17 protein-coding genes and 1 pseudogene are annotated in these 20,794 nt (G+C 62.3%); 14 read left to right on the plus strand and 4 right to left on the minus strand.

All coding sequences use genetic code 11. From position 1 onward, the window contains the following. The first annotated feature begins 91 nt into the window (after positions 1-91). The 6 genes from HB860_RS02580 to HB860_RS02605 all read left to right on the plus strand — a co-directional run bounded on the left by HB860_RS02580 (position 92) and on the right by HB860_RS02605 (position 6,975). Positions 92-361: a hypothetical protein gene (locus HB860_RS02580; protein ID WP_247625657.1), complete on the plus strand. Its 270-nt coding sequence runs from the start codon at positions 92-94 to the stop codon at positions 359-361. 358 nt (positions 362-719) lie between these two features. Continuing rightward, the gene (locus HB860_RS02585) at positions 720-1,745 is read left to right on the plus strand and encodes an ABC transporter permease subunit (RefSeq protein ID WP_139439728.1); all 1,026 of its coding nucleotides are present in this window, start codon (positions 720-722) and stop codon (positions 1,743-1,745) included. Positions 1,746-1,961: 216 nt separating this feature from the next. Next, positions 1,962-3,005 (plus strand): ABC transporter permease, encoded by a 1,044-nt coding sequence (locus HB860_RS02590; RefSeq protein WP_205642345.1) that lies wholly within the window; start codon positions 1,962-1,964, stop codon positions 3,003-3,005. A gap of 82 nt (positions 3,006-3,087) precedes the next feature. Continuing rightward, entirely contained in the window at positions 3,088-4,905 is a 1,818-nt protein-coding gene (locus HB860_RS02595; protein ID WP_247625658.1) for an extracellular solute-binding protein, read from the plus strand. Between the two features lie 13 nt (positions 4,906-4,918). Beyond that, positions 4,919-5,977: an ABC transporter ATP-binding protein gene (locus HB860_RS02600; protein WP_247625659.1), complete on the plus strand. Its 1,059-nt coding sequence runs from the start codon at positions 4,919-4,921 to the stop codon at positions 5,975-5,977. Further along, on the plus strand, positions 5,974-6,975 hold the full coding sequence (locus HB860_RS02605; RefSeq protein WP_247625660.1) for an ABC transporter ATP-binding protein: 1,002 nt from the start codon (positions 5,974-5,976) through the stop codon (positions 6,973-6,975). Before HB860_RS02600 ends, HB860_RS02605 begins: the two co-directional genes overlap by 4 nt. Before the next feature lie 613 nt (positions 6,976-7,588). Here HB860_RS02605 and HB860_RS02610 read toward each other — a convergent pair. Then, positions 7,589-9,040: an aminoacyl-histidine dipeptidase gene (locus HB860_RS02610; RefSeq protein ID WP_247625661.1), complete on the minus strand. Its 1,452-nt coding sequence runs from the start codon at positions 9,038-9,040 to the stop codon at positions 7,589-7,591. A 932-nt stretch (positions 9,041-9,972) separates the two neighbouring features. Between HB860_RS02610 and gpt the strand changes: the two genes are divergently transcribed. The 6 genes from gpt (at position 9,973) to HB860_RS02640 (ending at position 15,737) form a co-directional block, all read left to right on the plus strand. After that, positions 9,973-10,440, plus strand: coding sequence for a xanthine phosphoribosyltransferase (gpt, locus tag HB860_RS02615; RefSeq protein ID WP_005325980.1), 468 nt, complete (start codon positions 9,973-9,975; stop codon positions 10,438-10,440). Between the two features lie 172 nt (positions 10,441-10,612). Continuing rightward, entirely contained in the window at positions 10,613-11,881 is a 1,269-nt protein-coding gene (frsA, locus tag HB860_RS02620) for an esterase FrsA (RefSeq protein WP_139437199.1), read from the plus strand. Between the two features lie 62 nt (positions 11,882-11,943). Beyond that, on the plus strand, positions 11,944-12,336 hold the full coding sequence (gene crl, locus HB860_RS02625) for a sigma factor-binding protein Crl (protein WP_247625662.1): 393 nt from the start codon (positions 11,944-11,946) through the stop codon (positions 12,334-12,336). Between the two features lie 134 nt (positions 12,337-12,470). Beyond that, positions 12,471-13,574, plus strand: a complete 1,104-nt coding sequence (gene proB / locus HB860_RS02630; protein ID WP_139437203.1) for a glutamate 5-kinase — start codon at positions 12,471-12,473, stop codon at positions 13,572-13,574. Between the two features lie 123 nt (positions 13,575-13,697). Continuing rightward, a complete protein-coding gene (locus tag HB860_RS02635) occupies positions 13,698-14,951 on the plus strand; it encodes a glutamate-5-semialdehyde dehydrogenase (RefSeq protein WP_247625663.1) in 1,254 nt (417 codons plus the stop codon). Positions 14,952-15,101: 150 nt separating this feature from the next. After that, entirely contained in the window at positions 15,102-15,737 is a 636-nt protein-coding gene (locus HB860_RS02640; RefSeq protein WP_247625664.1) for a murein L,D-transpeptidase catalytic domain family protein, read from the plus strand. Between the two features lie 57 nt (positions 15,738-15,794). Here the strand turns inward: HB860_RS02640 and HB860_RS02645 are convergent, their stop codons facing one another. Next, complete coding sequence (locus HB860_RS02645; protein WP_025325966.1) at positions 15,795-16,226, minus strand: universal stress protein; 432 nt, start codon at positions 16,224-16,226, stop codon at positions 15,795-15,797. Positions 16,227-16,420: 194 nt separating this feature from the next. On the opposite strand from HB860_RS02645, the gene HB860_RS02650 reads away from it, so the two are divergent. Then, positions 16,421-17,173, plus strand: a complete 753-nt coding sequence (locus HB860_RS02650; RefSeq protein ID WP_247625665.1) for a hypothetical protein — start codon at positions 16,421-16,423, stop codon at positions 17,171-17,173. Between the two features lie 45 nt (positions 17,174-17,218). Here the strand turns inward: HB860_RS02650 and HB860_RS02655 are convergent. Together HB860_RS02655 and HB860_RS02660 are read right to left on the minus strand one after the other, a co-directional pair. Next, positions 17,219-17,326: pseudogene (locus tag HB860_RS02655) on the minus strand (TrmH family RNA methyltransferase); the annotation flags it as partial. Between the two features lie 2 nt (positions 17,327-17,328). After that, positions 17,329-17,832 carry an RNA methyltransferase gene (locus tag HB860_RS02660; protein ID WP_247625666.1) on the minus strand — a complete coding sequence of 168 codons (504 nt, stop codon included), beginning with the start codon at positions 17,830-17,832 and terminating at the stop codon, positions 17,329-17,331. A 315-nt stretch (positions 17,833-18,147) separates the two neighbouring features. On the opposite strand from HB860_RS02660, the gene HB860_RS02665 reads away from it, so the two are divergent. Further along, positions 18,148-20,769, plus strand: a complete 2,622-nt coding sequence (locus HB860_RS02665; protein WP_247625667.1) for a nitrate reductase — start codon at positions 18,148-18,150, stop codon at positions 20,767-20,769. Positions 20,770-20,794: the final 25 nt, after the last annotated feature.

Consider the following 20,794-nt stretch of genomic DNA (forward strand, 5'->3'; position numbering starts at 1 on the left):
GTTTTTTTGTTTGCTTCCCTTACCGCCCTCGTTGGAGCGGTGCGTAAGGCTTATCAAGGTTTGATGATTGACGTCAAATGGAGCGGCCAGGATGGGGAAGAGATGGGGCGTTAGAAGACTATGCAGGGCGGTGGCATTCTTTTTGGCGTTTTATTCCGTAAAGAATGCGCCACTTCGTGTAAAGATGTTGTTAATTTTGTATTTTGCCATTTTATTGATTATTTTTGAACTTATCGATAAACCGCCTGTCTCCATGGCCTCGGTATCGTGGAATGACATTTTTGCAGTATTTAACTCTATCTTTGGTGGCAGGGGGATTTCAGTTCAGGTTCAGGCAGGAGGATATTTCCCTCTTCTTTAAGAGGTAAAATGAGATCAGGGGGTGTTTGATTTTATCTATATGTTTTTATTAGTTTTTTGTTGATTTTAAACAGTTGTGTAATTAATTTTTTAATAATTAAAAACAAGTTAAATGAGAAGGCGTAGCAGTTTTTTATATTGAAGTTGGATTTTTTGGAAAAAAACGTCAGCGAGTTATGCTGCGGACGTCACTGACGATTGACGGGCTTAGTTCTACTTGATTTTTGTTGCAGAGCTTTTACAGTGGCCGAGCGGGATTGTCTGCCAATACCAGCCAATTCAGTGAGTAATGCCAGGAAGGAGAGGCCGGTCACCGGATGTGACTGACCATAAAAGAACAACAAGGACGAGGTTCCACCATGCTGTCGTATTTCTTACGTCGGATGCTTTTGATCATCCCGACGTTTCTCGGTATCACCCTGCTCGTCTTCACCATCACCCGCTTCGTGCCGGGCGGCCCGGTCGAGCGCATGTTGCTGCAGGCGCAGGTCTCACAGAACGAGACAGGTCGCTCCAGCGGCAGCAAGGGGGCGCAGGCGCTCTCCGATGAGCAGATCGAGGAGCTCAAGGCGTTTTACGGCCTCGACAAGCCCATGCTGATCGCCTACTGGGAGTGGCTGCAAAAGCTGGCGGTGCTGGATCTCGGGGAGTCGACCCGCTACTACGAGCCGGTGTGGGATCTCATCAAGGAGAGGCTGCCGGTGACCGCCTTCTTCGGGCTGGCGACCTTCCTGCTGAGCTACGCCGTCTCCATCCCGCTCGGGGTGGCCAAGGCCCTCAGGCACAACACCCGCTTCGATTCGCTCAGCTCCATGCTCATCTACATGGCCTATGCGCTACCCGCCTACGTGGTGGGGATCTTCCTCATCACCGTCTTCGCCTTCCACCTTGAGTGGCTGCCCATGGGGGGCTTCCCGGGGGAGGACTTCGAATATATGGAGAGCAGCTGGGATCAGATCCGCACCGTCTTCGCCCACGCCCTGCTGCCGCTCATCGCCTACGCCATCGGGGATTTCGCCATCCTCACCATGACCATGAAGAACAGCCTGATGGAGAACCTGTCGGCAGATTACGTGCGCACCGCCGTGGCCAAGGGGCTGCCGTTTCGCAAGGCGGTGACCGATCACGCCATGCGCAACAGCCTGATCCCCATCGCCAGCCACTTAGGATCGGTGCTCACCGTCTTCTTCGGCGGCTCCTTCCTCATCGAGACCATCTTCAACATCGACGGCATAGGTCTGCTCGGCTACGAGGCCATCGTCGAGCGGGATTACCCCACCGTCATGGGCATACTGGCCATCACCTCCATGTTGATGCTGGTGGGCAATATCGTCTCCGACATCTGCGTGGCCCTCGTTGATCCCCGCGTGCGGTTTGGAGACTGACCATGAACCAGATCCTTCTAGCCATGCCGATGCTGATATCACGCCATATCGTCTCCGATATCTGCGTTGCATCTCCTGTTGATCCCCGCGTGCGGTTTGGAGACTGACCATGAACCAGACCCTTCTTGCCATGCCGATGCTGATATCACGCCATCTAGTCTCCGATATCTGCGTTGCATCTCCTGTTGACCCCCGCGTGCGGTTTGGAGACTGACCATGAACCTGAACCCGGTAACGCTGAAAAAACTCAAGCGCTTCAAGTCCATCAAGCGTGGTTACTACTCCTTTGTCATCTTCTCGGCCCTGGTGGTCATCTCCCTGCTGGCGGAGCTGCTGGTCAACAGCCGGGCGCTGGCGGTGAGCTATCAGGGAGAGCTCTACTTTCCCACCTATGGCGACGTGATCCCGGGCCAGCACTTCGGGCTCGACTACGAGTACGAGACCAACTACCGCCAGCTCAAGGGCAAATTTGCGCAGGAAGGGAAGGGGGACTGGGTGCTGCTGCCCCTGGTGCCCTGGAACCCCTATGAGCAGGACTTCAAGGAGGAGGCCTACCCGCCCTATGCCCCGAGCCTGGCGGAGCGCCACTTCCTCGGCACCGACACCAGCGGTCGCGACGTGCTGGCGCGGCTGGTCTACGGCTTTCGCATCGCCATCGGCTTCGCCTTCATCACCCTGGTGGCGAGCTATGTCATCGGGGTCAGCATCGGCTGCATGATGGGCTTTCTCGGCGGCCGTTTTGACCTCATCCTGCAGCGCTTCATCGAGATCTGGTCCCAGGTGCCCTTCCTCTACGTCATCATGATCCTGGTGTCGCTGGCCAAGCCGAACTTCGGCCTGTTTGTCGGCATCAACGTGCTGTTCGGCTGGATGGGGATCACCTGGTACATGCGCACCCTCACCTACAAGGAGCGGGCACGGGACTACGTGATGGCGGCGCGGGCGCAGGGGGCGACCACGGGGCGGATCATCTTCCACCACATTCTGCCCAACACCCTGATGATGATAGTCACCCTGGCACCCTTCGCCGTGGTGGGCAACATCTCCACCCTGACGGCGCTGGACTACCTGGGCTTCGGCCTGGCCCCGCCGACCCCGAGCTGGGGGGAGCTGCTCTCCCAGGGGATCAACAACCTGGATGCCATCTGGATCGTGAGCTCTGTGGTGGCGGCGGTGAGCCTGGTGCTCATCATGGTCTCCTTCATCGGGGAGGCGATCCGCGAGGCGTTCGATCCGCGCAAGTTTACCCGTTATCAGTGACCCGGGGCCCGTCTCAGGGCCCTGGGTATCCAACCCTTAATTGAGACGCCCCCGGTGCAGGGGCCAGACTTGGAAGTCAAACATGAACAATAAAATCAAATGGATAGGTGCTCTCTTCGTGCTGGTGAACGGATCCTGGGTGTGGGCCGCCAGCCTGCCCGCGGATCTCAAGTGGGAGACCAATGACACAGACCCTGTGTTTGCCTCCCCCAAGGCGCTGCCCGGCGGTACCCTCAACCTCTTCATCGACAGCTTTCCGCTGACGTTTCGCACCGTGGGGCCCGACTCCAACGGCTCGTTCCGCTCCTTCATCCTGGACAACCAGCTGAGGCTCATCAGCTTCCACCCCAATACCGGCAACCCCATTCCCTCGCTGGCGAGCGCCTGGGCCATAGCACCGGACAGCCAGACCGTCTACTTCAAGCTGGATCCCCGCGCCAAATGGTCTGACGGCAAGCCGGTCACCGCCGACGACTACACCTTCGGCTACGAGATGATGCGCTCCAAGGACATCAAGGGGCCCTGGTTCAACAACTACTACACCACAGAGGTGGTGGCGGTGGAGAAGGTCGACGATCACACCATCCTGGTGAAGGCGGGCAGCCGCAAGGCCAGGCTGGATCTCCTCAACACCACCGAGCTGTGGCCCCAGCCGAAGCACTACTACAAGATGGGGCCGAACTGGGTGAAGCAGTACAACTGGGCTGTGGTGCCGACCACTGGCCCCTATGTGATGAGCGAGGTGAAGAAGGGCAAGTCCATCACCTTCAGCAAGCAGAAGGATTGGTGGGCCCAGCAGGATCGCTACAACCAGCACAGATTCAACCTTGACCGTATCAAGGTGCAGGTGATCCGGGATCACAACATAGCGTTCCGCCACTTCCTCAAGGGGGAGCTGGACACCTTCGAGATGATACTGCCCAACTGGTGGCATGAAAAAGCCGTGACCCCGGAATACAAGAAGGGCTATGTGCAGAAGGTGATGGCCATGACAGACACCAAGCAGGGAGGGCAGGGGGTGCACCTCAACGTCAGCAACCCCAAGCTGGCGGACGTGAATGTGCGCCTCGGCATCCAGCATGCCATGAACCTGGACAAGATGATTGCGACCGTGCTGCACGGCGACTATGACAGGGCCACCACCTTCGGTTCGGGCTTTGGCGAATTCACCGACATCAAGCTGCCGGAGCGGGCCTATGACATTACCAAGGCGAGGGAGTACTTCGCCAAGGGTGGCTACAACAAGCCGGGGCCGGACGGCATCCTGCAAAACGACAAGGGGGAGCGGCTGACCCTGGCGCTGACCTATACCAGCCAGGAGCACTCCAAGCGACTGACCGTGCTCAAGGAAGAGGCCAAGAAGGCGGGCCTGGATCTGGAGCTCAACCTGGTGGATGGCGCCACCGGCTTCAAGGTGATGCTGGAGAAGAAGCACGAGGCGGCCTGGCTCGGCTGGGGTGGCGGCGGTCTCTACCCGCAATACTGGGAGTCGTTCCACTCCGACAACGCCAATAAGCCCCAGACCAACAACCTGTTCAACGTGGCCGACAAGGAGCTGGACGCCCTGATCGACGCCTACAACGTCGAGTTCGACATGAGCAAGCGGGCCGGGATCTCCCGCCAGATCCAGCAGCGCATCTATGATCTCGCCATCTTCGTGCCCGGGGTGCAGCTCAACTACGTGCGGGCCAGCAGCTGGCGCCACCTGATGCTGCCCGAAGTGCCCGCCACCCGTAACACCCCGGATCTGCTCTACTGGCCCATGGATGGCTACCCCCACAGCAGTGGCGGCCTGCTCTGGCTCGATCCCAAGGTGCAGGAAGAGACCCGTAAGGCCAAGGAGGCGGGTGAGTCGCTCGCTCCCATCACCCTGATCGACAAGACCTATGCGCATCATTGAGAAGGGGGAGACGATGGCAGAGACAGAGGCCCCCATTCTGGACGTTCGAGAGAATGGGGGAAAGTTCACCGCCGATAACGGCATGGGCAGGACCCCCATCCTGGAGGTCAGGGATCTCGAGGTGGAGTTCACGGTCGATGACGGCAAGATCAAGGTACTCGACGGGGTCAGCTTCCAGGTCGCCCCGGGCCAGACCTTAGGCATAGTCGGCGAGTCCGGCTGCGGCAAGAGCGTCACCTCGCTCGCCATCATGGGGCTGCTGCCCAGGCCCCACGGTCAGGTGGTGGCCGGCTCCATCCGCTTTCAGGGGGAGGAGCTGCTCACCCTGGCGCCGGATCAGATGTACAGGGTGCGTGGCAACCGCATCTCCATGATCTTCCAGGAGCCCATGACGGCCCTCAACCCGGTGCAGACGGTCGGGGATCAGCTGATGGAGGTGTTTCACCTGCACAGGCCGGACTACAGCAAGGCCCAGCGCAAGGAGGCCGCCATCGCCATGCTGCAGAAGGTGGGGATCCCGGAGCCAGCCCAGCGCTTTGCCGTCTATCCCCACAACCTCTCAGGCGGCATGCGCCAGCGGGTGATGATCGCCATGGCGCTGGCCTGCGAGCCGGACTTGCTCATCTGCGACGAGCCGACCACGGCGCTGGATGTCACCATCCAGGCCCAGATCCTGGATCTGATGAAGGCGCTGCAGGCCCAGACCGGCATGGCCATCATCTTCATCACCCACGATCTCGGGGTAGTGGCCGAACTGTGCGACGAGGTGGTGGTGATGTATGCGGGCCGCGCCGTGGAGCGGGCCGACATCTTCGAGCTGTTTGACCACCCGCGCCATCCCTATACTCATGGTCTGATGGCCTCGATCCCGCGCCTCGAAGACGTGCCCAAGAGCCTGCTCAAGACCATCAAGGGCCAGGTGCCCGCCCTGCACGAGATGCCGGCGGGCTGCCGCTTCTCCAACCGTTGCCCCCACGCCACCGAGCTCTGCGTGGGCACCAACCCGGTGACAGAGCAGTTGAGCGATCGCCACGCGGTGGCCTGCCACCACTGGAAGGAGTTGAGCATATGAGCGTCTTGTTGTCGGTAAGAGACTTGAAACAGCACTTCAAGATGGGGGGCGGTTTCTTGCGCAAGCCCTATACCGTCTACGCGGTGGATGGCATCAGCTTCGATCTCAAGCAGGGGGAGACCCTGGGGCTGGTGGGGGAGTCCGGTTGTGGCAAGTCCACCCTCGGCCGCTCCCTGCTCAAGCTGTTTGAGCCCACGGCGGGGCAGATAAGCTTCGAGGGGCGCGACATCACCCGGTTGTCACCCGGGGAGATGCGATCCCTGCGCCAGGAGATGCAGATAGTGTTTCAGGATCCTGCAGAATCCCTCAATGGCCGCCACACCGTGGGCCAGATCCTGGAAGAGCCCTTCATCATCCACGGCAAAGGCAACACAGCGCAGCGACGCGGCTGGGTGCTGGAGCTGCTGGACAAGGTGGGGCTGCCGAAGAGTGCGGTTGATCGCTATCCCCACGAGTTTTCCGGCGGTCAGCGCCAGCGCATCGGCATCGCCCGCGCCATCGCCCTCAAGCCCAAACTCCTGGTGTGTGACGAGGCGGTATCGGCGCTGGATGTCTCGGTGCAGTCCCAGATAGTGAACCTGCTGCTCACCCTGCAGCGGGAGATGAACCTGGCCATCATCTTCATCGCCCACGATCTCTCTGTGGTCAAACATATCTCGGACAGGATTGCGGTCATGTACCTGGGCCGGATCGTCGAGCTGGCCGAGGCCCAGCAGCTTTACCTGAGCCCACGTCACCCCTATACCCAGGCGCTCATCTCGGCGATCCCGGTGCCGGATCCCCGCAGGCGCAACCAGCGCATCCTGCTGGCCGGGGACGTCCCCTCACCCATCTCCCCCCCGAGCGGCTGTCACTTCCATCAGCGCTGCCCCTATGCCACCGAGCTGTGCCGCACCACCTCGCCGAGTCTGGAGACCTGTGGCACAGAGGCCCATCAGGTGGCCTGCCACTTCCCCTTGCCCGTGGTGGAGGCGGCGCCGCTGGGAAAGGCGGTCTGATGCCGGCGTCCACTGCGCCAGGGCCGGTATCACAGCAAGGTGGCGTCGGGGACGAGCAATAAAAAAATGGGGCCTGTGGGCCCCATCTTCATGGTTGGAGTTCAGGTTTGGCCGTGGAACATCTGGCCCGGGCAGGACAGCGCCCCGAGGGGGTGGCTGTGGTGTGAATTGCTGAGTTGTTTTGTAGTTTTATTACGTCGTCAATGTCAACTTCCGGAGGGGCGACATCAGGCGCCATAGCGGAAGTAGTAGTTGCGAGTCGAAGGCGCATAAGTGTCTTTCTCTTGTGTGCCTTTCTTGCTGGATGCACCCTTCAGGTGGAACAGCACTGCCAGGTTCTCAAACATAGTCTTACCTCTTCGCTCTGTTGATTATTGTTTCCTGTGACCTTGGTCACACTTTGATGCTAGAGGCTTTTGTGATCTCGATCAACTTATTGTGTTGTAAATTTACATAAATCATGGAAAAGGTTTTCAAATCAAGGGTTGCTTATGGATACGATTTCAAGGGGGAGCTGCAGGGGCTGTGAAGAGGCAACGCAGGGAGAGCAAGGGGGAGCACCAATGACATGCCCCGCACTGGGCGGGGCATGAAGCGGCAGGGGAGGTCGCGCTTACTTGGCCGGGATCTGTTCCAGCACGTGGACCAGCAGTTGCCAGAAGCGCTCGACCGCCGGGATGTGTACCTTCTCGCCCGGCGCGTGGGCGCCGCGGATGGTCGGGCCGAAGGAGACCATGTCCCAATCCGGGTAGGCGCTCTTGAACAGACCGCACTCGAGGCCGGCGTGGATCACCATGACGTTCGGCATCTCGCCGAACAGGGTCTGGTAGCTGTTGCGCACCAGGGCCATGACGGGGGAGTCCACGTTCGGTGCCCAGCCCGGGTAGGCGCCGGTGAATTCACAGCTGGCACCCGCCAGGCTGAACAGGGAGCGGGTCATCTGCTCTACGCTCTCGCGACCGGAGTCGATCAGGGAGCGGATCAGGCACTGCACATACACCTCGCCGTCGAGGGTCTTGATGACCCCGAGGTTGGTGGAGGTCTCGGTGACGCCCGGGATGGCGTCGCTCATGCGCATCACCCCGTTGGGGCAAGCCACCAGGGCGTCCAGCAGGCGGGTCTGGAGGGATTCGCTCATCAGCTTGGCGGGCGTGTCCCGGCCGCTCAGCAGCAGGGTCAGGTTCGCCTCTGTGGCGGCCAGCTCGCTCTGGTAGATGCCGGCGTAGCGGTCAACCAGGGCCTTGAACTCGCTGACACTGGCGGTGGGCACCAGCAGGGTGGCGCGGGCTTCGCGGGGGATGGCGTTGCGCAGGGTGCCGCCGCTTATCTCGGCCAGACGCACCCCCAGCGGCTCGGCGGCCTTGAGCAGGCGCACCAGCAGCTTGTTGGCGTTGCCACGACCTCGGTGAATGTCGACCCCGGAGTGACCGCCACGCAGCCCCTTGACCTGCAGCTCGAAGCCTTCCCCTTCAGTGGCGGCAACCAGCTCCAGCGGGAAGCGGATATTGGCATCCACGCCGCCAGCGCAGCCCATGTAGACCTCGCCATCCTCTTCGGAGTCGGTGTTGAGCAGGATCTCGCCCTCCAGCCAGCCCGCCTCCAGGCCGAAGGCGCCTGTCATGCCGGTCTCTTCGTCGGTGGTCAGCAGCACTTCCAGCGGGCCGTGCTTGATGGTCTTGTCCGCCAGCACGGCCAGGCAGCCTGCCATGCCCATGCCGTTGTCGGCGCCCAGGGTGGTGCCACGGGCGGTGACCCATTCACCGTCGATGTAGGCATCGATAGGGTCTTTGGTGAAGTCGTGCTGGGTATCGGCATTGGCCTGGGGCACCATGTCGATGTGGGCCTGCAGCACCACGGCCTTGCGGTTTTCCATGCCCGGGGTAGCTGGCTTCTTGATGATGATGTTGCCCACGGCGTCCTGTTTGACCGCCAGGCCTTCTCCCTGGGCCCACTGCACTATCCAGGCGCTCAACTTGGCCTCGTGCTTGGAGGGGTGGGGAATGGAGCAGATCTGCTCGAAGAATTGCCAAATCAACTTGGGAGACAGAGAACTAAGCTGTGCCACGTCGGGACTCCTTACCAGCACGGAAATGGACAGGGCCCAGTGGGCCGCAGAAGAGGGTAACGATAATACAGTCAATCACACAAAAATGTGAGCGATCTGCGCAAATTGCGGTCTGCTTGTGCTGATAAAGGGTGCCTTAATGGCGGACATGACTGCCTTGCCCATGTGTACCAGCAGAAGATTGAAATTCGTGATGCGCATCACAAAAATATTGTCTTTTTGCCGCCGGGTGGTAAATTAGCCGCCGTGGGTCAACCACTTGTCAGGATGACAATCAATGCCTCCAGGGAACCGAAGCAAAGCAAGTGCGCCTCCACGGAACCGAGTGTCTGTTCAAGGATCTGAACCCGCATTATAGGTACGTAACTTGTTAAGCAATCAGGAGTTTTAATATGTCAGGCAGCAATTCAACCTATTGGTTTGCCCAGTCTCTCTATACCCAGGGTTTCAACTATCCGAACCCCTACGCCGGTCGCCGTTAAGACGGGCAGTCAGCCAGGCTGACAGAGAAAGCAGCAGGTGTGTGAGGATTCCATCCTCCCCCTGCTATTTTTTTACCCGAAATTCGAGGTTTGCTCTTCAAATGAGCACCCTGTTGATGAGGACTGGGCCCCAAGGGGAGGCGAAGCAGACAGGAGATGACCGACTTTTCCTGTTTTTCGCATACGTTTGCCAGTCATTTTATCTGCAAAGGGTGCTATCATACCGGCCCAACAGCTGGCCTGAGGTCTGGGTTTCGATCGATATGGCCGCCAGCCATGCCCGTCCTGCTTTCAATGCATCTGCTTTTTGCTGCCGAGGGTTCACCCCTGAGGCCGCAAAAGTGCAAGCAAAATTCAGGAAACGGGGGCCTGAATTTACCGGATCCCGTGTGTCTGCCGGGACTCTTACGTCTTAAGTGATTGCCTTTATAACTCGTTGAGATCGATAGCATGCCAAAGAAATTCTATGTGTCGTGGGATAACCTGCAACGTGAAGCGCGCCGTCTGGCCCGTCGTCAACTGCCCGTCAGCCAGTGGAAAGGGATCATCGCGGTCAGCCGTGGTGGCCTGGTACCGGCTGCCCTGATGGCCCGTGAACTTGGCATTCGCAACGTCGAAACCCTCTGCATCTCCAGCTATGACCACAACAGCCAGCGTGAGCTGGTGGTCGTCAAGGCTGCCACCACCGCCGGTGACGGCGAAGGCTGGCTGGTCGTGGACGATCTGGTGGATACCGGTGGCACCGCCAAGGCGATCCGTGACCTCTATCCCAAGGCCAAGTTCATCACCATCTTCGCCAAGCCCATGGGCGAGCCGCTGGTGGATGACTTCGAAGTGGCCATCCCGCAGGACACCTGGATTGAGCAGCCCTGGGACATGGCGCTGGAGTTTGCCAACCCTATCTGCGACGAAGAGTAATCGGCGCTGCCTTGGCGCACCGCCCCTGACTGTTGCGGGGGCAGGTTGCTCGCGCCGATGGCAAGACGGTTTCATAAGGCCCCTGTTTGGGGCCTTATGTGTTTATGATGTGGCTGCCCGCAGTGAAAAGTGGTTAAGATGGGCCATTGTTTGAGACAGAAGAGTCACCATCTTGGAACCAAACGACGATACCAACCTGACGGAAAAGCTGTTCACCCGGGTCAAAAAGGTATTGGAAACCTCCGAAATATCCAACTCCAGCCCGGTCGAAGAGCAGGACAGCTCCCTGGCCGAGAGCTTCATCGACGGCGCCCTGTCGCCCCATTGGTATCGCCTGCTGCGCCGGCCGACCTGGGCCTGGCAGGGGGCGGATCCGGTGGAGGTGGAGCAGACCCTGGCCCGCATCGCCATGGGGCAGGGAGAACGCAGCCACGAGCGCTATCTGGATACCATCAAGGGTTATGTGCCCGGCAACTGGGTCTATGAGTGGAGCCAGCTGGCTGGCCGCTATTTCAATGCCGGGCGCGAGCTGGTCGGCCAGGGCGATAGCGCCGGAGCGCTGAAGAATCTGCTCAAGGCGGTGCGCTACTACTCCATCGCGAGCTACCCCCACCTCAAGAATGACGAGCTGGCGGATCAGGCCCAGTTGCTCTGCAACATGGCCTACCGCGAGGCTGGCAGGCTGTTCAAGGTGCCGCTCAAGGAGCTGCAGGTCCCGTTCCGGGGCAAGACCATTCAGGGCTATCTGCACCTGCCCACCACCGACAGGCCTGTGCCTCTGGTCATCGTCAGCGGCGGCATCGACGCCCTCCAGGTCGACTTCCTCAACTTCTACTTCAAGTGCCTCGAGCCCCACGGCATCGGCATGCTGTCCCTGGATATGCCGGGAACCGGCTATGCGGAGCACTGGCCGCTGGTGCAGGACACCAGTCGCCTGCACCAGGCGGTGCTCAACCACCTCTCCGAGGTGGCCTGGGTCGATCATCAGCGCATCGCCATGGTGGGGTTCCGCCTCGCCGGCAATGTGGCGGCGCGCCTCGCCTTCATCGAACCCTTCAAGCTCAGGACTGTGGTCTGCATCGGGGCCGGCATCAATCAGGTGTTTACCAATCAGGAGATGTTTGCCCGCTGTCCGCGCATGATGCGGGACGGGCTGGCGAACCGCCTGGGGGCCGATGCGGCCCAGTGGGATCTGCTGCGCACCAAGTGCCAGGTCTTCTCCCTCAAGACCCAGGGATTGCTGGGGAGTCGCACCTCTGTGCCCATCCTGAGCATCGGCCACAAGCGTGACTTCATCTGTCCCGAGCAGGATGTCAGGGCCCTGGCCTCCGCCAGCCGCAATGGCAAGGCGGTGGTGTTCGACAAACAGCCTCTGCTGGAGGTGTATGACGAGGCGCTCAAAGAGACGGTAGATTGGCTAAAGAAACACTTATGTACATGATATAGAACTAAAAATGTAACATCATCATGTGATGGTATGGCTTGTTCAACAGGGAGGTTAGCATGTCAGAAAGAGTGACCTACAAGCGATTGTTGCGGCAATTCGCGGCCATTGGCCCCTATCTGCGCGAGGATCTGTGCGAGGAGGGACGCTACCGCTTCGACTGCCTTTCCGTCTGCGTCAGCGCCAAACCGGCGCCGGACAAGCGGGAGTTCTGGGGTTGGTGGCTGGTGCTGGAGCAGGAGGACCACAGCTTCAGCTATCACTATCAGGTCGGCTTCTACAATGCGGACGGGGAGTGGATCGACAAGCCGCTGCCCAAGAAGCATCAGGCCGAAGTCGAACGTACCCTCAACCACTTCTACAAACTCATCAGCGCCAAGCTGACCCTGCTGGAGTGCACCTTGTCTCCCGCCAAGCAGGTCACCACCGAGCTGAATGTGACGGCGGCCTGATCCGCCCGGGCTCTGCGGTCATGGATCCGCGGGGCCTCCTTCTTTGCCATGACAGCGGTGAGGCTTAATTGCCTTGCAGGGCAACAGGGCCGTGGGTATAAAGGGATTCCTTACTTTTCTAACCCTTTGTTCCCATGGAAAACAGAACCATAGTCGTCAAATTGGGCACCAGCGTGCTCACCGGGGGATCTGCCCGTCTCAACCGTGCCCACATGGTGGAGCTGGTCAGGCAGTGTGCCGCCCTGCATCGACACGGGCACCGTGTCGTTCTGGTGACCTCTGGCGCCATCGCCGCCGGACGTGAGCACCTGGGGCACCCTCCGCTGGCGCCGACCCTGCCCAACAAGCAGATGCTGGCGGCGGTGGGTCAGACCCAGCTCATCCGGGTATGGCAGGACCTGTTCAATCTCTACGGGCTGCACATCGGCCAGATGTTGCTGACCCGCGCTGATCTGGAGGACAGGGAGCGTTACCTCAATGCCCGCGACACCCTGCGCACCCTGCTCGATCATCGCATCATCCCGGTCATCAACGAGAACGACGCCGTGGCCACCGCCGAGATCAAGGTGGGGGACAACGACAACCTCTCCGCCCGCGCCGCTATTCTGGCGGATGCGGATCTGCTGATCCTGCTCACCGACCAGAAGGGGCTCTTTACCGCGGATCCCCGTACCAACCCGGATGCCCAGCTCATCGAAGAGGTGCAGACCATAGACGACACCCTGCGATCCCTCGCCGGTGACAGCGTCAGCGGTCTGGGGACCGGCGGCATGGCCACCAAGCTGCAGGCCGCCGATGTGGCGCGCCGCGCCGGGGTCAACGTGGTGATCGCCACCGGCCAGATCCCGGAAGTGATCGGTCGCCTCGCCGCCGGCGAGCGGGTGGGCACCCTGTTCCCGGCCCTGGCCTCGCCGCTGGAAGGGCGCAAGAGCTGGATCCTGGCAGGGCCGCCCCCCCACGGGGAAGTCCGGGTGGATCAGGGGGCCGTGGCCGCCATGCAGGAGAAGGGCTCCAGCCTGCTGCCCAAGGGCATAGTCGCGGTCAAGGGAGACTTCGTCCGAGGCGACGTGGTGCGGATCCTGGGCCCCCAGGGGAGCGAGCTGGCCCGCGGCATCTGCCGTTACGATCATCTGGAGCTTGAGAAGCTGCGGGGCGTACACTCGGATCAGATAGAGGCCGTGCTGGGTTACGGCTATGGCGCCGTTGCCATCCACAGAGACGATATGGTGCTGCTGTGAGCAGTCGGCCCCGATAGACCTGCCGCTACGGCTGCGGCCATGGCTATGGGATCATGGGCCAGCCACAGAGACGACATGGTGCTGCTCTAAGCAGCACCTATGAAAGAGAAAAAGGATGACGTTATGAGTCTGGAGAGAATGGGGCAGGCGGCCCGCGAGGGCGCCTATCAGCTGGCGACCGTCAGCACGGCGCAGAAGAATCGGGCATTGGCCGCCATCGCCGACGAGCTGGAGGCGCGAAGCGAGCAGATCCTCGCGGCCAACGACAAGGATATAGCGGCTGGCCGTGAGGCTGGCTTGTCAGAAGCCATGCTGGATCGCCTGCTGCTCAACCCCGCCCGGCTCGCCGGCATAGTGGCGGACGTGCGCAAGGTGATCTCCCTTGACGATCCGGTCGGCGCCGAAATCGACAGCCGGGTGCTGGAGAACGGTCTGCGCCTCTCCCGCCGCCGGGTGCCCATAGGGGTCATCGGCGTCATCTACGAGGCGCGTCCCAACGTCACCATCGACATCGCCAGCCTCTGCCTCAAGACCGGCAACGCCAGCATCTTGCGCGGTGGCCGCGAGACCTTCCACTCCAATCTGGAGCTGGTACGGGTGATCCAGCGCGCGCTGGCGGCCTCGGGCTTGCCTGGAGATGCGGTGCAGTACATCGACAACCCTGACCGGGCCCTGGTGGGCGAGCTGCTGCGCCTCGATCGCTATGTGGACATGATCATCCCCCGCGGCGGCGCCGGGCTGCACAAGATGTGCAAGGAGAACAGCTCCATCCCCGTCATCATCGGCGGCTTTGGCATCAGCCACATCTTCGTGGACGAGAGCGCCGATCTGGTGCGCTCCCTGGCGGTCATCGACAACGCCAAGGTGCAGCGCCCCTCCGCCTGCAACGCCCTCGATACCCTGCTGGTACACGAGAAGGTGGCTGCCACCTTCCTGCCGCAACTGGTGGCACTGATGAACGAACGCAAGGTGACCCTGGTGGGGGCGCCCAATGCCATGGCGCTGCTGGCAGGCAGCGACAACCTGTGCGAGGCGGGAGCGGAAGATTTCGACACCGAGTGGCTGGGGCTGACCCTGGGGATCAAGCTGGTGGCGGACGTCAACGAGGCGCTCGCCCACATGCGCGAGCACAACGCCGGCCACTCCGACGCCATCCTGACCAACGATCTCGCCAATGCGGAGCGCTTCGTCAACGGTGCCGGTTCGGCGGCGGTCTACGTCAACGCCTCCACCCGCTTCACCGATGGCGGCCAGTTTGGCCTGGGGGCCGAAGTCGCGGTCTCGACCCAGATGCTGCATGCCCGTGGCCCCATGGGGCTGACCGAGCTGACCAGCTACAAGTGGGTTGGTCAGGCGGACTATCTGATCCGTGCCTGAGCCAGGTCGTCAGCACAGTGCCGTCAATGCCGACTCAGGTCGGCATTTTTGTGGTTTTTTATTGCGCACTATCAGTGGCTTGCATATAACTATCCAGCGAGACATGGCGTCATTCAGAGCGCCAGTTCAGGAAGGGGAGCGACTTCAAGGATGAAGCGACAGTATTGGATGTCGCGGCTGGCCAGCCTCTGGCTGGGGCTGCTGCTGCTGCTGGGGGCCCTCTGCTTCAGCAGCCAGGGTCACGCCAGCTGGGATCAGGATCTCTATCGCCAGCTGGGTCTGGCGGGCAAGCTGGACAAGCAGGTGTTCCGCAAGGCCCTGCAGGGCTATCAAGATGTGCGCCACAAGCGCAAACCCATACTCACCATCATCGACTACAGCAAACCCTCGACCATGCGCCGCCTCTTCGTCATCGACGTGAAGCGCCACAAGCTGCTCTACCACACCTGGGTCAGCCACGGTCGCAATTCGGGGGAGCTGGCGGCGCGCCAGTTCTCCAACCAGCTCAACTCCCGCCAGAGCTCCCTCGGGGTCTATCGCACCGCCGAGACCTACCAGGGCAAGCACGGCTACTCCCTGCGCCTGGACGGACTCAGTCCCGGCAAGAACAGCAATGCCCGCAAGCGCGCCATCGTGGTGCACGGGGCTGACTATGCGAGCCCGAGACACCTGCAAAAATATGACAAGCTGGGCCGCAGCTGGGGTTGCCCGGCCCTGCCAAGGGAGCAGTCCAGGGCCATCATAGACACCATCAAGGGGGGCAGCGTCATCTATGCCCACGGTTGAGGGGGCATAGAGAGCAAAAAGGCCAGCATGGGCTGGCCTTGTGATCGGGGGCTGGAGTTACTTGCGCACCACCAGCACCGGGCAGGGGGCGTGGCGCACCACGGATTCCGCCACGCTGCCCACCAGCAGGTGGCTGATGCCGGAGCGACCGTGGCTGCCCATGACCAGCAGATCCACCTTGTCTTCCTTCGCCTGGATCACTATCTCGTCGGCGGCGCGGCCGAAGCGCACCTCGAATTTGGCCGGGATGGGCAGGCTGGCGACCAGCTCCTTGAGCTGGCTCTTGGCCTGACGCTCCATCTCATGGGTGATCTCGATGGCGGTCATGTGCAGGATCTTGTAGCTGTCGAAACCGTGCAGCTGATCCACCACGTGGACCAGCTTGAGCTCGGCCTGATGGCTCTGGGCCATGAAGACGGCGTAGTCGAGCACGGCCTTGGACATCTCGGAAAAATCGACGGGACAGAGCAGGGACTTGATGGTTGGCATGAGAAGGCTCCCCTCAGTTAGGTCACTAATGAATCTTATGGTTCATGATACCGATCGAGGAGGCAATAACCCTCGACCCGCTCGCAAAATCGGGAAAATGTCACCGGGCACGCTGGCTTTCTATGCTATCAGTATGCCTGAACGGGCCGTCTGGCGGTGAGCGCCTGCCGACGGTCATACCACTGAGGAAACCCATGGTTCGTCTTTTTCTGTTCTGCTGCCTGCTGCTCATCTGGCCCGTGCGGGCCGATACCCTGCATGTCTATTGCGATGACTGGCCCGGCTTCTGCCAGCAGGATGGCGAAGGTGTCTATCTGGACATAGTGCGCGCCATCTATGAGCCCGAGGGCTATGTGGTGCGCCCGCACCTGGTCCCTTACAAGCGGGCGCTGGCGGTGGTGTCCCAGAAGGCGGGGGACATGGCGATGGGGGTCTATCGGGGAGAGGTGAAAGGCGCCCATCAGCCCGATTACCCCGACTCGGCGGACTACGTGAGCGTGGTGATGCAGAGCCGCTGGTTGCCGCACTGGGACGGTGAGCAGAGCCTCAAGGAGCAGGAGGTGCTCTGGCTGCGGGGCTGGGCTTTCGACAAGTTCATCCCGGTGCCGATGCGCTGGTTCGAGATAGACAGCCATGAGATGGCGCTGCAATTGCTGCTCAAGGGGCGCTATCGCTACTACCTGACCGACGGTGCCCTCTACCCCAGGGACGCCCTCCCGCCCGAGCTGGCACAGGTGTTCCTGCGCTGGATCCCGACCTACCCCATCTTCGCCGACAACGAGAAGGGCAGGCAGCTGCATGGGCTCTGGGATCCCGGCATGCGCACCCTGATAAGGGAGGGGACACTGGCACGTATCTATCGGGAAAACCGGCTCTACGACGACTACCTGGACTTTATCAGGGAACAGGAGGCCAAGGTGCGCAGGGAGGTGCCATCACAGGATTGAGGCGGCCTGCTGGCTGGCCATCTGGATCATCTTCTTGCTTGGCCTTCAGCCTTCAGCTCTCAGCGTCTTGGCCAGCCGATCGTAGAGGATCACATTGACCGAGGCGGCCAGGTTCATGCAGCCATTGGCTGTGGTCACGTAGATCACCGTCTTGCTCAGCCTTCAGCCCTCAGCGTCTTGGCCAGCCGGTCGTAGAGGATCACATTGACCGAGGCAGCGAGGTTCATGCAACCCTGAGTCGGTACATAGATCACCTCCTTCACCGCCGCGAAGCGGGCGGGCTCCAGGGTGCCATCCTCAGGGCCGAAGATGTAGAAGGCCCGCGCGGGGTGCTCGTAGTCCGGCAGGGAGGTGGCTCCCTCGATGAGATCCACCAGCACTGGGGTGCAGCCCTCGGGGACGAAGTCCAGCAGATCCTCGACCCCGAGCAGGGGGATCTTCTCCACCATCTGCTTGGTGTCGGTGGCAAAACGCCGTGCCAGCTCGAAGCGCTGACCCGTGTAGTAGACCTCTTTTGCCCCGTAGCAGCCGGCGGCCCGCATCACGGCCCCCACGTTCTCCGGTGACTTGGGATTGACCAGCCCGATGGCGCAATACCCGGGGGCCGCATCCGGCCGCGCATCGACCCGCTGCGCGGTGTCGTAACCTGACTCTTTCATCTCGTTCTCCTCTGTGGCGGCGCATTATACCCCCGGTGCGCCCCTTGCCCAGCCTGTGGCGCCGACTCCCGTCCGGCGGGCCCAACAAGGGAGCAGTTGCACCGCCCTGGCGCAGCCCTGCACCCTGGCGCCCAATGGCGGCGTACCTGGCATCCTGGCGCGGGGTTTGCAGTCCCTTCCCCATACAAGATGATCCAGGTTCATCCGGACAAAGGCGTCCGTCCCCGCAGGGGGGCGGACGCTTTTTTTATGGGCCTGCCATCAGACGGGACAAGGGGCGGCCCCCGGGGGCTGCCGGCGACAAGGAGCGAGGGAATGAAGACCACCTGTGCCTATTGTGGAGTGGGGTGTGGCATCCGGTTGAGCCGGGAGGGGGAGCGCTGGCAACTGCAGGGGGATGAAGATCATCCGGCCAACGGCGGCGCCCTGTGCGTCAAGGGGGCCAGCCTGCTGGAGAGCCTGGCCTTCCCCGATCGCCTGCTCTATCCGCGCTGGCTGGGGCAGCGCATCGGTTGGGAGGAGGCACTGGACACCCTGGCGGATCGCCTTGCCGCCATCATGGCGGAGTCTGGGCCGCAAGCCATCGGCATCTATCTGTCTGGCCAGCTCACCACCGAGGATTACTACGTCGCCAACAAGCTGATGAAGGGGTACCTCGGCAGTGCCAACGTGGACACCAACTCCCGGCTCTGCATGTCGTCGGCGGTGGTGGCCCACCAGCGCGCCTTCGGGGAGGATCTGGTGCCCGCCTGCTACGAGGATCTGGAGCTCGCGGATCTGGTGGTGCTGACCGGTGCCAACACCGCCTGGACCCACCCCGTGCTGTTTCGCCGCCTGCAGCAGGCCAGGGCGCGCCGCCCCGAGCTCAGGCTGGTGGTGCTGGATCCCCGCCGCACCATGACGGCGGAGCAGGGGGATCTGCACCTGGCTCTCAAGCCCGGCAGCGATGTGGCGCTCTGGAACGGCCTGTGCCGCTACCTGCTCGACAGCGACGGCTGGGACCAGGCCTATGTGGCGCAGCACGTGAGCGGCTTCGAGGCACTGGCGGCGGCGCTGGACGACCCCGCCTGGCAACTGGACGAGGTGGCCCGCAGCTGCGGCCTCTCCCGCAGCGATCTGCTCGGCTTCTACCAGCTGTTTGCCCGCACCCCCAGGACGGTCACCCTGTTCTGCCAGGGGATCAACCAGTCCAACCAGGGGGTGGACAAGGCCAACGCCATCATCAACGCCCATTTGCTGTGCGGCCGCATCGGCAAGCCGGGGGCGGCCCCCTTCTCCATGACGGGGCAGCCCAACGCCATGGGGGGACGCGAAGTGGGAGGGCTCGCGACCCAGCTCGCCGCCCACATGGGCTTTGGCGAGGCCGAGTGCGATCGGGTGCAGCGCTTCTGGGGAAGCCCGACCATGGTGCGCGGGCCGGGGCACAAGGCGGTTGAGTTGTTCGAGGCGGTGCACAGGGGGGAGATCCGCGCCCTCTGGGTGCTCGGCACCAACCCGGCGGTCTCCCTGCCGGACGGCAACCGGGTGCGCGAGGCCCTGAGCCGCTGCGAGCTGCTGGTGGTCTCCGAGGTGACGGCCAACACCGACACGGCGCGCCTCGCCCACCTGCTGCTGCCCGCCGCCGCCTGGGGGGAGAAGAGCGGCACAGTCACCAACTCCGAGCGCACCATCAGCCGCCAGCGCGCCTTCCTGCCCCTGCCGGGGGAGGCCAGGCCCGACTGGTGGGCGCTGACCCGGCTCGCCCGCCGACTCGGCTTTGGCGAGGGGTTCGCCTATGAGCACGAGCACGAGATCTTCTGCGAGCATGCCGCCCTCTCCGGGTTTGAAAACGACGGGGCCCGCCAGTTCGACATCTCGGGGCTGGCCCGCCTCAGCCGCGCCGAATTCGAGGCGCTGGAGCCCTTGAGCTGGCCCGTCAATGCCGACTGGCCCCGGGGCCGTGCCCGCTTGTTCGAGGACGGGCGCTTCGCCACTCCGGATGGCCGGGCCCGCCTGCTGCCCCTGGCCCAGCACTTCCCCCCGCAGCCCGAGGCCGGGCCAGGGGAGGATCTCCCCCTGCTCCTCAACAGCGGCCGGCTGCGGGATCAGTGGCACACCATGACCCGCACCGGCCACGTGCCCAGGTTGCAGGAGGCCGAGCCCTGGCCCAGGGTGCGGGTGGGGGCCGCCAGCCTGCTGGCGCTCGGTGCCAAGGAGGGGGATCTGGTGCGCCTTCACAACGAGCTCGGCGAGGCCCTGCTGCTGGTGGGGCTGGACGAGGGGCTCAGGGAGGGAGAGGCCTTCTTGCCCATGCACTGGACCGACAGCCAGTGCAGCCAGGGGGCGGTCAACCGCCTCATCGCCGCCGTGGTGGATCCCCTCTGTGGCCAGCCCATGTTCAAGCAGGGGCGGGTGCAGGCGAGGGCGCAGGCCACTCGCTGGCAGGGGCTCTGGTGCGGCCGCCATGACTGGCGCGAGCCGGTGGACTGGTGGGCCAGGCGTCCCCTGCCCGAGGGCAACTGCACCCTGCTGGCCTCCTGGTCCGACAGCCCCCAGGGGCTGTGGCAGCGGTTGGGGTCGGAGGGGCACTGGCTGCGGCTGCCCCTGAAGGAGGGCTGGCTCGCCCTGGCCCTGGCCGGGGATCGCATCGAGGGCATCTTGCTGGTGGGGGAGCGGCGCCCTGACATCAAGGTGGATCTGCTGGCCAGCCTGCTCGGCACGCCGCTGCAGGCGGGGGCCCTGAGCCAGACCCTGAGCCTGGCCCTGGCCGGGGAGAGCCGGCTGGTCTGCTCCTGCCTGCGGGTGTCGGAGCAGCGCATCGTCGATGCCATCACCCGGCAGGGGGTGAGCGAGCTGGCGGGGCTGCAGGCCCTGCTCGGCTGCGGCAGCAACTGCGGTACCTGCCTGCCAGAGATCGACAAGCTGTTGATCAAGCATGTCTATATCGCCCAGGCCTGAGGCCTGGGCAGCAACACAAGGAGTG

The sequence above is a fragment of the Aeromonas genomosp. paramedia genome (assembly GCF_023093515.1).
Lineage (GTDB): Bacteria > Pseudomonadota > Gammaproteobacteria > Enterobacterales > Aeromonadaceae > Aeromonas.